The sequence below is a fragment of the Endozoicomonas sp. ALC020 genome (genome assembly GCF_049275935.1).
GTDB lineage: Bacteria > Pseudomonadota > Gammaproteobacteria > Pseudomonadales > Endozoicomonadaceae > Endozoicomonas_A.
Genome location: NZ_CP184830.1, coordinates 582279 through 596955 on the forward strand (window position 1 = coordinate 582279; position 14677 = coordinate 596955).

General features: G+C 49.1%; 5 protein-coding genes. 4 read left to right on the forward strand and 1 reads right to left on the reverse strand.

Annotated elements, in window-relative coordinates:
* Positions 1 to 10: 10 nt before the first annotated feature.
* The gene (locus ACOJUO_RS02155; protein WP_422138783.1) at positions 11 to 3073 is read left to right on the forward strand and encodes a hypothetical protein; all 3063 of its coding nucleotides are present in this window, start codon (positions 11 to 13) and stop codon (positions 3071 to 3073) included.
* A 109-nt stretch (positions 3074 to 3182) separates the two neighbouring features.
* On the opposite strand, the gene ACOJUO_RS02160 is transcribed toward ACOJUO_RS02155, so the two are convergent.
* Positions 3183 to 5003 carry a hypothetical protein gene (locus ACOJUO_RS02160; RefSeq protein WP_422138784.1) on the reverse strand — a complete coding sequence of 607 codons (1821 nt, stop codon included), beginning with the start codon at positions 5001 to 5003 and terminating at the stop codon, positions 3183 to 3185.
* A gap of 294 nt (positions 5004 to 5297) precedes the next feature.
* On the opposite strand from ACOJUO_RS02160, the gene ACOJUO_RS02165 reads away from it, so the two are divergent.
* The 3 genes from ACOJUO_RS02165 to ACOJUO_RS02175 all read left to right on the forward strand — a co-directional run bounded on the left by ACOJUO_RS02165 (position 5298) and on the right by ACOJUO_RS02175 (position 14648).
* Complete coding sequence (locus ACOJUO_RS02165; protein ID WP_422138785.1) at positions 5298 to 8381, forward strand: hypothetical protein; 3084 nt, start codon at positions 5298 to 5300, stop codon at positions 8379 to 8381.
* A 115-nt stretch (positions 8382 to 8496) separates the two neighbouring features.
* Positions 8497 to 11616, forward strand: a complete 3120-nt coding sequence (locus ACOJUO_RS02170; RefSeq protein ID WP_422138786.1) for a hypothetical protein — start codon at positions 8497 to 8499, stop codon at positions 11614 to 11616.
* Complete coding sequence (locus ACOJUO_RS02175) at positions 11613 to 14648, forward strand: hypothetical protein (RefSeq protein ID WP_422138787.1); 3036 nt, start codon at positions 11613 to 11615, stop codon at positions 14646 to 14648. The genes ACOJUO_RS02170 and ACOJUO_RS02175 overlap by 4 nt, the downstream gene beginning before the upstream one ends.
* The last annotated feature ends 29 nt before the right edge of the window (positions 14649 to 14677 follow it).

Genomic DNA, 14677 nt, shown 5'->3' on the forward strand with positions numbered 1-14677 from the left:
GAGTATTAGCATGGATGTTGCCCAGACCGCTGCGAGCCCGTGCCCACCATCTCAACCCGAATCAAACTTTGACACCCGGTCGGTAACAGCCTCTGGCCAATGGACAGTCTGCGAACCGACTGGCAAACGGCTGCTGCATCATCCCAGAGAGTGTGAACGGCACAAGCTACTGCAGGCTGCCAAGAGTGGACGTCTGGCGCTCAGGCGCATTGATTTGTCCAGAGAGAGAAAATACTTTTCTGGCAAGGGAGCACCAAGACCCTTCACCCTCGCCCTTCCGGGGAGGATGATGCCTAACGCGCGCATTGGGAAAGGGTTTGGGAAATGGATGGTAGGCATTGTTGATCCACAATGCCTGTATGCTTATAAACGTAACGCGATTACCAGGAAGCTGATGGTAGAGCCTGACTTAACTCCGGATAAACTGGGAGTAAAACTACTGCCTCATCTACAATCTTTGCTCGATAGACGTCTTGAGCGTGGCGATCAGGTCATCTGGAGAGTTTATCCTCGTTTCACCTCGGGGCATCTGCAAGCGAATGGGACGTTCAGTTTGCCAAAGTTGAAATCTGGTCCATGTGCCCGTACAGATGATTTCCCGGAACTGTTACTCGCCCACTACAGGAAGGAAGACATCCAATGCATTTGCGTTTACAAGGATGCAAAGATGAATATATCCGATATCCTGCTGGACAAGCGTGAGTGCGAGAAGGAGTTGCAGCTTGGATCCTTGCCACTGGTCGTTTATTGCCACCGCACAGGCTCTGTTCAGGTCTATTTTGACGATGAGCTGCACAGTGAACACTTGGCCAGCAATGAGCATTCTCTGAATGATTTTGCGTTTTCACAAGGCATAGCCTTTAAACATTTCAGAGCCCTGTTAAATCTGCTGCCAATGCCTTTGCGAGCGAAAGCACTGAGTTCATCAGAATTAACCATTCCTCCGAATCTTGTGCATAAACTGGAAGAAGCCATCAAGCTGTTGATTAATCCCTCTTGTTACAGTTACCAGCAGCTTCTGGCATTGAAACTCAGTGGTCTGCCTCTCAAGTCCCCCTTTTTTTTCCGTACGGCGGGAATCAGATCTTTGCTTGATCTTCTCCTGCATAGCGAAATATTCAGACACAATGATCTTCAGGAACAGCAAATCAGGGAGCAGCAGGAGAAAGAAGCTTACCGGTTATTTCAGCTGCTTTTGCAGAGCGGGACAAGGCTGACTGAATTTGGTGTGGAGCTCATCAGCTGCATGGAATATAAGGATGAATCTGCAATGCCAGCGAGCCTATTCAATTGTCTGGTGGCTGCTTATGCTCCATTTGACTTCCTGAACCTGGAACATCTCAGTCAGTTACCTTTAATCGGTTGCCCGGGGAGCATCGTTGAATTTGACCGAATCTGTCGGGGCAACAGTCAACTGCAAAATCAGGCTTGTTTGAAAGAGGTATCACTCTATACAAAAACCAGGCTGGGTCTGACCCTCGAACATATTCAGTCCCACTTATTGGCCTTGTTTCATTATGAGGCTATCCCGGACGAAGACTTTCTGAATGATCTTGCAGAGGATCTGGAGCTTTACTGCTTTGACGGCAATGAGAATATTGGTGATTTGTCCGTGGCTGATTACATCAAATGGCTTGAAAATCTGTGGAAGCATCGGGAAACCTATCCTTTGTATCAGAATTGGCCAAAGCATGTCCTGCAGGCTCAGGAGGACATCAGCAATCTGAAACAATCACTGGGTCTGGACGCTTCTCACAACCAGGCAACACCATTGACAACCGAAACACCAAAGGCATTACAGTTTGTGGTGGACGCCTTCAGCAAACCACCAGTCCTGCCTGACAATGTCGGCGATAATGAAACAACCATCCTGAAAGTATTGCAACATTATTACCGCCGTCCCGGACCACAACGAGTCATCAAGAGCCTTGGCAGTCAGACCATGCCAACCATGTGGAAACCAGAGCACAGTTGCAGTCATGTCCTGCGGGCCAGAAATAATGGGCACTGGTATATGGAACTGCTGGAGAAATTTCAGCAATGTTCCCTGAAACCGGATGAAAAAGAACTCCTGTCTCTGGCCATTATCTACCATGACGCGGCTGCCGAAGATGTTGACAAATCAGTGGAAGAATCAACGTCAGCTGAGTATTTCAAACGGGACCTGACAGGGCACTACCCTGAACAACTAGTGAAGGATATGGCACTGGCGATGACCAGCAAGGAAAACGATGTCATGGGCGGCGATCAGCAGAATCTGTCTGAGTCCGTGCGCTGGTATCTGCGCATACTACGTTTTGCGGATCGAATGGACGTTATCCGTGGTTGCGGGGTTGGGGCTGATTTTCCCGGATTAACAGTGGCTCGACCTTTGGGATTTGACGCCAGACTCCTTGACATACCATCGCAGCTGACCGAACAGTTTACCTCCGATAGTGACACCAAAACTGAATTCCAACGGCATCTGGAAGCCGCCATGCACGGTGCAGCCGATCTGGCGCGGGTAACCGGACTACTCCGGGATTGGCGCAAAAAAAACTACACCGAAGTTTACGGTCTGATTGGCAATGGTTCAAAGATCTCTGAAAACTTTGAATGGACCACTGAGCCAGTGCAGAGAATGAACCAGTTTATTGATGACAATGTCCGGCGCAAAATCGCTCAGGAGGCCGGAATCATTGTCTGTTCAGACCCAAGCCACCAGGCCTGCAAGGCTGATCAAAGTAAAGGGATCACTTATGGCATTCATAACAGCTGGTATGACCTGAGGCAGGTGGCGATTCCGGCCGGAATGACGCTGCTGGAAAAGATGCAGTACGAACATGACCCGTCGCTGCTGAGCCCGGCAACACAACAGGCAATAGAGCAAGAGGTACAACGGCTGAGTAGCGAAGGTATACAGATGAACCTGGGCACCTTGACGCAGGCAACACTGCTTTCAGAGGAAGCCCGGGGAGTACTGAAACAGCGAGGTATTGCCGTGGTCAGCGAGAAACGTCCCTACTTTACCAATGACGAACTCCCGAAAGAATGGGAAATGCGGGTGCCAGAGAAGATGGCAAAGCTTGATTGAGAGCACGACTGCATGTATGCGCAGTTGCCGTGCAGGACAGTCTTAAGTGCCAGCAGCATGCCGGGAAGTCTGCTGCTGGCAGCCGGTCTGGAAGAAGGTTAAGGGCCGGTCACGCCCAGTTACCATATTTACAGCCGAACCGAAAGTAGAAATCGTCCAGGTATTCTATCCTTTCTCTCAGGTATTTTCTCTTCTTCTCTTCGTTGCTGAGTTCTTTTCTTTTCTGCGCCTTTGCTGCCTTGTCATGTTGGGCTTCATCAGCCTGTTCACTGGTATGAGTGTCTATAGCTGGCTCAAGCATTTCCAACTGAGCCCTTGATTGTCTGCGCAGGTCAGAAAATCCATGGACAAGGTTTGAAAATATGACTTGGCGATCAACTTCATGCATAAACATTTTTTCTAAATGTTGCGATAGGTATTTTTCTATGGCGAGAAGCAATTCTTGAAATAATTGAGGGTTTTCATTTCCCGGGTTTTCTTTTGCATCAGTGATTACCTTTTTGAATACATCAAATAATTTCTGTTCTTTCCCTTCAGAGTCAGTAATGGTCTGATCCCAATTTGATTGGCTGAAATAGCTCGACATGTTGTCTATAAGTTCGTCAGCGTCTTGTATCTTGAATGGGTCAAGAATAAGGCTTATGGCATTCATCAAAGTGGTAAACTGATTATTCGAGGCAATGATTACAGGTCTGTTTTCAGCCTGTTCTTTTATCACTTCTAACGTTCGTTCAGTTGAACTTATAGTACGCTCGTAAAACGGTATTTCGTACATATCAAGGCAACGGTTGAGCAGAGAGGATGCGTATTCTAGCGTTGGATCTGGGGGTTCCTCGAATTTCTCGAATTTTAGAATTCCTGAGGGGTTCAATATTCGCCGGAAAAGACTGAGTGTTCTTTCTGAGGGGGTTGCGATTCGTTGCAAATGCTCAAGGAGCTCTTCAGTTTCCATGGGGATCTCCAGACGTTGCAAATATCTAAAGAGATTTATGGATTCTGAGGGGGCCCACAGTCGTCGCAAAAGCCTGAGGCGCATTTTTTGCAACAACTTCAGTCCAGAGAAGACGGATGCAGATTCTTTAACATTTCCCATTATTAAGTGACTTTCTATGGGTTCTTTTGTACCTAACAGCTCTCCTTTTCTGGCCTCGAGCCTCTCGATACCCGACAAGCCAGTGGCATACAGCAGGAATGAGTCAAAAAAATCATAAGCCTCCTGGGATGCTCCTCTTGAATGGATGGCCGCATAGTAACTCACCAGTAACCTTGCCAGGCTCTCCCGATCTTCTGGTTTGGTCAAATCGACAGGCGATTCAGTACCCTGGATAGAAGACAGAACTTCCATCATTTTTTCCTGGTCTGGGTCAGGCTCAATGTTGAGTGTTTGCTTCACTTGCTCAATCATGTCTGCAATGGTCAGGTTGCCACTGTCGGAGGCTTCCGGGAGCCAGGCCAACAGAGTGTTCAGGGTGTCTTGGTAAAGGCCGGTATCCAGCCCCTGGATAATGGCAGTAATTTGTGCATGGGACATTGGCGGGAGCGGAATGGTCATTAAAGGCTGCAGCTGTTGTGCCCCGGCTCCCTCTGGTTCTTCTGAATGCTCACTCTTTTTTTCGCCCTGCTCATTGTTATGGTTCATGGCGAAAATAAGATGGGTTGCATTTGGGTCGAGAGCAAAAGGAGCAGTTAACCCCATGAAAGCATTATGGTTAATCAAGTCGTCCAGGAAGTTAGTCTCTTTTGTTGTTTTATCTCCGGCAAGCACCTCCACAACTGGCGTTGGTAAAGGGTTTTTTGCCAGCAGTTTAGAACAGGGGCAAGCTATAGCGGTGAGGTTAAGGGCTGTGACAATCCAGTGTTTAACCTTGCCACGATAAAAAAATGTCATTCGCTTTGCTGTCTCAGGGAATCGGGAAATGGAGTGATTCATAAATACCCACCTTCTCCGGTTTATGAATGCCCAGATAAGATAGTCCACGGTTTGCAGCAGTGCTTAACTATCAGTGCCCGGGCACAGGGCGGACACCTGAAAGTAGATTTCCCTTGTTCTCGCTATGAAAATGCAGGATCGCCAAGGCAGGATTAAGGCCCAAATCTTCAGCGCAATAGGGAGTTAGAAAGCACGACTGGTATGAAATGGAACTTTTTACCGGCCAGTTACTCTAACGACGACAGAATCCCCAATCGAAAGCAGGTAAATAATAAGTTTTAAAGGAGTACTACCATGGATGTCGCCCAAACCTCAGCGACCCCGTGCCCAGCACCTCAACCCGAATCAAACTTTGACACCCGGTCGGTAACAACCTCTCGCCAATGGACAGTCTGCGAAGCGACTGGCAAACGGCTACCGCATCATCCCAGGGAGTGCGAACGACAAAAGCTACTGCGAGCTGCTGAGAGTGGGTGCCTGGCATTACGGCGCATTAAATTGACGGATGAAATAGATTACTTTTCGGGTAAGGGAGTACCAAGACCCTTCACCCTCGCCCTGCCGGGGCGGATGATGCCTACCAGGCGCATATCGAGAGGCTTTAGTCACTGGATGGTGGGCATTGTTGATCCAAAATGCCTGTACGTCTATAAACGTGATGCAGGGACTGAAAGGCTGAAGGAGAAGCATGGTTTCAGTCCGGATTCACTGCAAGTAAAACTGCTGCCTAACCTGCAATCTGTGCTTAGTAGACGTCTTGAGTTTAGCGATCAAGTCATCTGGAGAGTTTATCCTCGTTTCACCTCGGGGCACCTGCAAGCGGATGGGACGTTCAGTTTGCCAAAATTGAAACCCCGCGAAAAGATTTTCTCACTGGATTACCCAGAACTGGTGCTCGCCAAATACGCTAAAGAAGACATCAAATGCTTGTGTGTTTACAAGGATGCAGAGATGAATATATCCGATATCCTACTGGAGAAGCGTGAGTTTGAAGAGGAATTGCAGCTTAAATCCTTGCCACTGGTCGTTTATTGCCACCACACAGGTTCTGTTGAGGTCTATTTTGACGATGAGCTGGACAGTAAACACCTGGCCAGAAATGAGCATTCTCTGAATGATTTTGCGTTTTTAAGGGGCGTAGCCTCAGAAAATTTCAGAGCCGTGTTAAATCTGCTGCCAATGTCTTTGCGGGCGGAGGCACTGAGTTCAGAATTAAACATCCCACCGGATCTTGTCCACAATCTGCAAGAAGCCATCAAGCTGCTGAGTAATCCCTATTGTTACAGTTACGAGCGGCTTCTGGAATTAAAACGTAATGGATTGCCGGTTGAGCAGCCTTTTTTTCACATCGCGGGTATTAGATCTTTGCTTGATTTTCTCATGCACAGCGAAATATTCAGACACAATGATGTTCAGGAACAGCAAATCAGGAAGCAGCAGGAGGAAGAAGCTTACCGATGTTTTCAGCTGCTCTTGCAGAGCGGGACAAGGCTGACTGAATTTGGTCTGGAACTCATCAGCGATATGGCATCCAGGAATGAATCTGCAATGCCAGTGGGCATATTCAATTGTCTGGTGGCTGCTTATGCTCCATTTGACTTCCTGAACCTGCAACATCTCTGTCGATTACCTTTAATCAGTTGCTCGGGGAGCATCGTTGAATTTGACCGAATCTGTCGGGGCAACAGTCAACTGCAAAATCAGGCCTGTTTGAACAGGGCATCACTTTATGTGACAACCAGGCTGGCTCCAACCCTCGAAGATATTCAGTCCCACTTATTGGCCTTGTTTCATTATAAGGCTATCCCGGACCAAGACTTTCTGAATGATCTTAAAGACGATATGGAGTGGCTTTACCCTAAAGACAAGAAGGTTATTGGTGATTTTTCCATGGCTGATTACATCGAATGGATTGAAAATCTGTGGGAGCAACGGGAAACCTATCCTCTCTACCGGAATTGGCCAAAGCGTGTCCGGCAGGCTCAGGAGGAGATCAGGAATCTGAAGCAATCACTCGCTCCGGACGCTTCTCACAACCAGGCAACAGTACTGGCAACCGAGAGAACCAAGGCATTACAGTTTGTGGTGGACGCCTTCAGCAAAGCGCCGGTCCTGCCTGAAAATGTCGGCGATAATGAAGCAACCATCGTGAAAGTATTGCAGCATTATTACCGCCGACCAGGACCGGAACGAGTCATCAAGAGCCTCACAAAGTTCATGCCAGCAGTGTGGAAACCACTGCACAGTTGCAGTCATGTCCTGAGAGCCAGGAATAATGGGCACTGGTATATGGAATTGCTGGAGAAATTTCAGCAGTGTTCCCTGAAACCGGATGAAAAAGAACTCCTGTCTCTGGCCATTATCTACCATGACGCGGCTGCCGAAGATGTTGACAAATCAATGGAAGAATCAGCGTCAGCTGATTACTTCAAACGGGACCTGACAGGGCACTACCCTGAACAGCTACTGAAGGATATGGCACTGGCGATGACCAGCAAGGAAAACGATGTCATGGGCGGCGATCAGCAAAACCTGTCTGAGTCCGTGCGCTGGTATCTGCGCATATTACGCTTTGCGGATCGAATGGACGTTATCCGTGGTTGCGGGGTTGGGACTGATTTTCCCGGATTAACGGTGGCTCGACCTTTGGGATTTGACGCCAGACGTCTTGACATACCATCGCAGCTGACCGAACAGTTTACCTCCGACACTGACAACAAAACTGAATTCCAACGGCATCTGGAAGCCGCCATGCACGGTGCGGCTGATCTGGCGCAGGTAACCGGACCACTGCGAGATCAGCGCAAAAAAAACTACTCCCACGTCTACGGTCTGATTGGCAATGGTTCAGAGATCTCTGAAAACTTTGAATGGACAACTGAGCCAGTGCAGAGAATGAACCGGTATATTGACGACAATGTTCGGCGCAAAATCGCTCAGGAGGCCGGAATTATTGTCTGTTCAGACGGCAAACACCGAACCTGCAAGGCGGATCAAAACAATGGGATCACTTATGGTATTCATAACAGCTGGTATGATCTCCAGCAGGTAGCGATTCCGGCCGGAATGACACTGCTGGAAAAGATGCAGTACGAACATGACCCGTCGCTGCTGAGTCCGGCCACACAACAGGCAATAGAGCAAGAAGTGCAGCGACTGAAGAGCGAAGGTATACGGATGAATACGGGCACCTTGACGCAGAAAACACTACATTCGGAGGGAGCCCGAGGAGTACTGAAACAGCGAGGTATTGCCGTGATCAGCGAGAAGCGTCCCTACCTTAACAACGATGGCTTCCGGAAAGAATGGGAAATGCTGGTGCCAAAGAAAATAGTGAAGCTTGATCCTCAGCAGGAAAAGAACGATAAAATCCTTTGATCTTTCTGTGATAATGCCACTATGAACATGGAACTTTTCGCCAGCCAGTGACTCTAAATTACTGTAAGCCCCCATATGGAAGTGGGTAGGTAATTTGTTTTACAGGAGTATTACCATGGATGTTGCCCACGGAACGGGGACTTCTGCGAGCCCGTACCCTCCCTCTCAATCAAAGTTTGACACCCGGTCGGTAAAAGCCTCGGGCCGATGGGCATTGCGCAAATCGACCAGCAAGCTGCTACCCAATGATCGCCGGGAGTCTGCTCGACAACAGCTACTTCACGCTGCTGAGAGTGGACGCCTGGCGTTTCGCCGAATTGAATTGACTGAAGAAAAAAATAACTTTTCAGGTAAGGGGGCACCAAGGCCCTTCACCCTCGCCCTGCCGGGGAAGATGGCGCCCACTGGGACCGTACCAGAAAGATGCGGTAGATGGATGGTAGGCATTGTTAATCCTCAATGCCTGCATATCTACAAACGTGATGCTAACACCCAGCAACTGGCGTGGGGCACTGGCCCAAATCAACTGGGTGTAAAGCAACTGCCTGATCTGCAATCATTGCACGATAGACTTCTTGAGCGTGCTGATAAGATTGTCTGGGGAGTTTATCCTCGTTTCACCTCGGGACATCTGCAAGCGGACGGAACGTTCAGTTTACCAAAATTGAAACTCGGCGATGGCACCTTCTCAGCTGATTACCCGGAACTGGTGCTCACCAAATATGGCAAAGAAGACATCAAATGCTTTTGTGTATACAACGATGCTCAGATAAATATTGCTGATATCCTGCTGGACAAGCATCAATGTGAAAAGGAATTTCAGCTTGACCCCCTGCCCCTGGTTGTTTATTGCCACCGCACTGGTTCTGTACAGGTCTATTTTGATGATGAGCTGGACAGTAAACGCCTGGCCAGAAATGAGCACTCTCTGAATGATTTTGCGTTTTCACTGTGCCTGGCCCCAGAACATTTCAGAGCCCTGTTAAACCTGCTGCCAATGTCTTCGCGTGCAGTGGCGCTGAGTTCAAAATTAACCGACTCAACGAAGGTTATGGGTAAATTGCAACAGGCCATCAAGCTGGTGAGGAATCCCCGTTTTTACAGTTACGAGAAACTTCTGAAATTAAAACAAAGTGGCTTGCCAATTCACCAGAGTTTTATTCATCACGGAAGTGTTCGATCTTTGCTGGACATGTTGCTGCTTTCCGAAGCGTGCAGAAACTCTGAGCCAGAGCACGAGCAAACCGGGGAGCAGGAAAAAGAAGCGTGTCGCTTACTCAAGCTGCTTCTGCAAAGTGGTGCAGGGCTGGAAAGAACTGTTATTCAACACATTGCCTCTATGGAAAGTGCCTTACAGCCAGTAATGCCGACGGGTGTCATAAATTATTTGGTGGCTGCCTTTGCTCCATTTGATTTTCTGACCCTGAAGCATCTCAGCAGAATACCTTTAACCGGTTGCCCGGGGAGTGTTATTGAATTTGACCGAATCTGTAAGGGTCTCGGTCAAGAGCAACTAAAGCAATATATGAAAGAGGTTATATCTGATGTGGGTTCATACCCACACCTCGGCATGCTCAGGCAACGCTTACTGGCCCTCTTTCGTTACGGTGATTGCCCCGACAAAAAAATTCTGCTCAGGCTCAAAGGAAGTCTGGAATGGTCTCACCCAGAGGGTAAGAAAGTTATTGATGATTTTTCTGTGGCAGATTATATCCAATGGGTTAATAAACTATGGGAGCATCGGGAAACACATCCTTTCTACCAGAATTGGTCAAAGCATGTCCGGCAGGCTAAGCAGGACATCCGGGAACTGAAACGATCTCTGGATCCGGGCAATTCTCACAATCTGGCTACCCCATCAGCAGCCATAACATCAAAAGCATTGCGGTTTATGGTGGACGCCTTCAACAGGCCGCCGGTCATGCCAGATCATACCGGCGATAATGAAAAAACCATCCTGAAGGTATTGCAGCATTATTACCGCCGTCCGGGACCGGAGCGGGTAATCCAGAGCCTTCACAGAAAAACCATGCCAACAGTGTGGAAGCCGCAGCACAGCTGCAGTCATGTCCTGCGGGCCAGAAATAATGGGCACTGGTATATGGAATTGCTGAACAAATTTCAGCAGCGTTACTTTAGCGAAGAAGAAAAAGAACTCCTGTCGCTGGCGATTATCTACCACGATGCGGCTGCCGAAGATGTCGACAAAACAGAAGAGGAAACAAGTTCAGCTGAATATTTCAAACGGGACCTGACCGGACACTACCCTGCCGCCCTGCTGGCTGATATGGCAGAGGCAATGATCAACAAGGAAAACGATGTTAAGGGTAAAGACCAGCAGAACCTGTCTGTGTCAGTGCGTTGGTATCTGCGCATATTACGCTTTGCGGATCGCACGGACGTTATCCGTGGTTGCGGGGTTGGGGCTGATTTTCCCGGATTAACGGCGACTCGAACCCGGGGTTTTAACGCTGGACTTCTTGACTTACCAACGCAGCTGACTGAAGACTTTACCTCCGGGCCTGACAACAAGAGTGAATTCCAACGTCATCTGGAAGCCGCCATGCATGGTGCGGCTGATCTGGCGCGGGTAACCGGGCGACTTCACGATCAGCGCAACAAAGATTACACCAAAGTCTACGGTCTGATTGGCAATGGCTCCAAGATCTCTGAAAACTTTGAGTGGACAACCGAGCCAGTGCAGAGAATGGACCAGTTTATTGACGACAACGTTCGCCGCAAAATAGCTAAGGAGGCGGGAATTGTCGTCTGTTCAGATCCCAGCCACCAAGCCTGCAAGGCTGATCAGAATAAAGGGATCACCTATGGCATTCATAACAGCGGGTATGATCTGGCGCAGGTGAAGATTCCGGCCGAAATGACGCTGTTGGAAAAGATGCAGTACGAACATGACCCGTCGCTGCTGAGCCCGGCAACACAACAGGCAATAGAGCGAGAGGTGCAGCGGCTGAAGAGCGAAGGTATACGGATGAATCCGGGCACCTTGACCCAGGAAACGCTGACTTCGGAGGAAGCCCGAAAAGTGCTGAAGGAGCGAGGTATTGCGGTGGTCAGCGAGCAGCGTCCCTACTTTACCAGGGATGGCCTGCCGGGAAAACGGGAAATGCTGGTGCCAAAGAAGATGGCGGTACCTGATGCTCAGAGTACGCCAGCAGAGGAAGTAGATCCATATGGAAGTGAGCAGGTAGTAAGTTTTACAGGAGTATTACCATGAACGTTGCCCAGGGAACGGGAACCTCTGCGAGCTTCTACCCTCCCCCTCAACCAAAGCTTGACACCCGGTCGGTAACAGCCTCTGGTCAATGGACTGTCTGCGAATCGACCAGCAGGCTGCTTCACCCCGGAGAGTCTGAGCGACAGAAGCTACTGCAGGCCGCTGAGACTGGGCGTCTGGCGTTCCGGCGAATTGAGTTGACCAAAGAAAACGATTACTTTTCGGGTAAGGGGGCACCAAGACCCTTCACCCTCGCCCTGCCGGGAGAGATGATGCCCACCGGGCGCGTGCCAGAAGATTATGGTGAATGGATGGTGGGCATTGTTGATCCACAATGCCTGTACGTTTATAAACGTGACGCAGGGACCAGAAAACTGCTGCTAGAGCCTGACTTAACTCCGGAAACACTGTCAGTGAAATTGCTGCCTCATCTGCAATCATTGCTTAACAGGTGTCTTGAACGTGGCAATCAAATCTTCTGGAGAGTTTATCCTCTTCGTTTCACCTCGGGGTGTCTGCGAGCGGACGGGACGTTCAGTTTACCTAAATTGAAGCCCGACGATACTACCCGCTCAGATGATTTCCCGGAACTGGTGCTTGGCAAATATGGTAAAGAAGACATCAAATGCTTCTTTGCTTACAACGATGCACAGATAAATATTTCCGACATCCTGAGGGACAGGTCTCAGTGTGAAAAGGTATTGAAGATTAAAAACTTGCCTCTGGTCGTTTATTGCCACCGCACAGGCTCTGTACAGGTCTATTTTGATGACGAGCTGAACAGTGTAAACCTGAACACGAATGAGCGTGCTCTGAATGATTTTGCGTTTTCACAGGGCTTAGCCCCAGACCATTTCAGAGACATGTTGAATCTGCTGCCAATGTCGCTGCGAGCAAAAGCACTGAGTTCGGAGTTAACCGTCTCATCGGATGTAAGGCATAAACTGCAACAGGCCATCAAATTAGTCAGTGATCCCTGTCATTACAGTTATGAAAAGCTTCTGGAATTAAAACAAAGTGGCTTGCCGATTCACCAGCGTTTTTTCCATGAAGGATTTGTTGATTCTTTGCTTGACCTGTTGCTGTTTTCCGAAATAGACAGAAACCGTGAGCCAGAGCATGAGCAAACCCGGAAACAGGAGGAAGAAGCTTGTCGCTTACTTCACCTGCTTCTGCAGAGCGGGGCAAAGCTGGGAACTGCTGCTTCCGAAATTGACAACATGAACAATAGCTCAGAACCGGTAATGCCAGTGGGCGTAATGAATTATCTGGTGGCTGCTTTTGCTCCATTTGATTTTCTGACCCTGGAACATCTCAGCAGAATACCTTTAACCGGTTGCCCGGGAATCGTCGTTGAATTTGACCGAATCTGTCGGGGTTACAGTCCAGGGCAACTAAAGCAGTGTATGAAAGAGGTATTATCTGATGTGTTTGTCGACTCTATATCGCTCGACATGATCAAGTCACGCTTGCTGGCCCTTTTTCATTATGACGTTTGCCCGGACGAAGAGATTCTGCTTGATCTTAAAGACATTCTGAAATGGTATTACCCGGACGACAGGAAAGTTATTGGTAACTTTTCCATGACTGATTATATCCAATGGATCAAAAACCTGTGGCTGCAACGGGAAACACATACTTTCTACCAGAATTGGCCAGAGCATGTCCGGCAGGCTCAGCGGGAGATCAGGGACCTCAGACAATCGCTCGGTCTGGACGATTCTGGCGCATCGGCAACAGCATTGGCAGCTCAGACACCAGCGGCATTAAAGTTTGTGGTGGACGCCTTCAGCACACCACCGGTCCTGCCAGATAATGTCGGCGATAATGAAAAAACCATCCTGAAGATATTGCAGCACTATTACCGCCGTCCTGGACCGGAACGGGTGATCCAGTGCCTGGTCAGACCAACAATGCCAGCAGTATGGAAGCCGCAGCACAGCTGCAGCCATGTCCTGCGGGCCAGGAATAATGGGCACTGGTATATGGAATTGCTGGAGAAATTTCAGCTGTGCTCCCTGAGCCCGGATGAAAAAGAACTCTTGTCTCTGGCGATTATCTACCATGATGCGGCTGCCGAAGATGTCGACAAATCAGCTGAGGAATCAAAGTCAGCTGAGTATTTCAGGCGGGACCTGACCGGACGCTATTCTGTGCAGTTGCTGGATGATATGGAACAGGTGATGACCAGCAAGGAAAACGATGTTGAGGGTAAAGACCAGCAGAACCTGCCTGACCCTTTACGCTGGTACCTGCGCATATTACGCTTTGCGGATCGAATGGACGTTATTCGTGGTTGCGGGGTTGGGGCTGATTTTCCCGGATTAACGGTGACTCAACCTCCGGGATTTGACGCCAGACGTCTTGACATACCATTGCAGCTGACCAGTCAGTTTACCTCCGAGTCTGGTAACAAAACTGAATTCCAACGTCACCTGGAAGCCGCCATGCACGGTGCGGCTGATCTGGCGCGAATAACAGGACAACTTCTGGATGAGCGCAAAAAAAACTACACCCAAGTCTACGGTCTGAACGACAATGGCTCAAAGATCTCTGAAAACTTTGAATGGACAACTGAGCCAGTGCAGAGAATGAACCAGTTTATTGACGACAATGTCCGGCGCAAAATAGCTCAGCTGGCCGGTATTATTGTCTGTTCAGACCCCAGCCACCAGGCCTGCAAGGCGGATCAGAACAAAGGGATCACTTATGGTATTCATAACAGCTGGTATGATCTTGGGCAGGTGACGATTCCGGCCGGAATGACACTGCTGGAAAAAATGCAGTACGAACATGACCCGTCACTGCTGAGCCCGGTAACACAACAGGCAATAGCGCAAGAGGTGCAGCGGCTGAAGAGCGAAGGTATACGGATGAATACGGGCACCTTGACCCAGCAAACGCTGGATTCGGAGGAAGCCCGGGAAGTGCTGAGCAAGCGTGGTATTGCCGTGTTCAGCGAGCAGCGCCCCTACTTTACCAACGATGGCTTCCCGAAAGAACGGAAAATGCTGGTGCCAGAGAAGAAATAAGACCGGAACTTTTTCCCGGTTAATCACTC

Coding starts and splice junctions, on each gene's coding strand:
- ACOJUO_RS02160 (WP_422138784.1), bottom strand. CDS start 5,003: ATGAATCACTCCATTTCCCGATTCCCTGAGACAGCAAAGCGAATGACA.
- ACOJUO_RS02165 (WP_422138785.1), top strand. CDS start 5,298: ATGGATGTCGCCCAAACCTCAGCGACCCCGTGCCCAGCACCTCAACCC.
- ACOJUO_RS02155 (WP_422138783.1), top strand. CDS start 11: ATGGATGTTGCCCAGACCGCTGCGAGCCCGTGCCCACCATCTCAACCC.
- ACOJUO_RS02170 (WP_422138786.1), top strand. CDS start 8,497: ATGGATGTTGCCCACGGAACGGGGACTTCTGCGAGCCCGTACCCTCCC.
- ACOJUO_RS02175 (WP_422138787.1), top strand. CDS start 11,613: ATGAACGTTGCCCAGGGAACGGGAACCTCTGCGAGCTTCTACCCTCCC.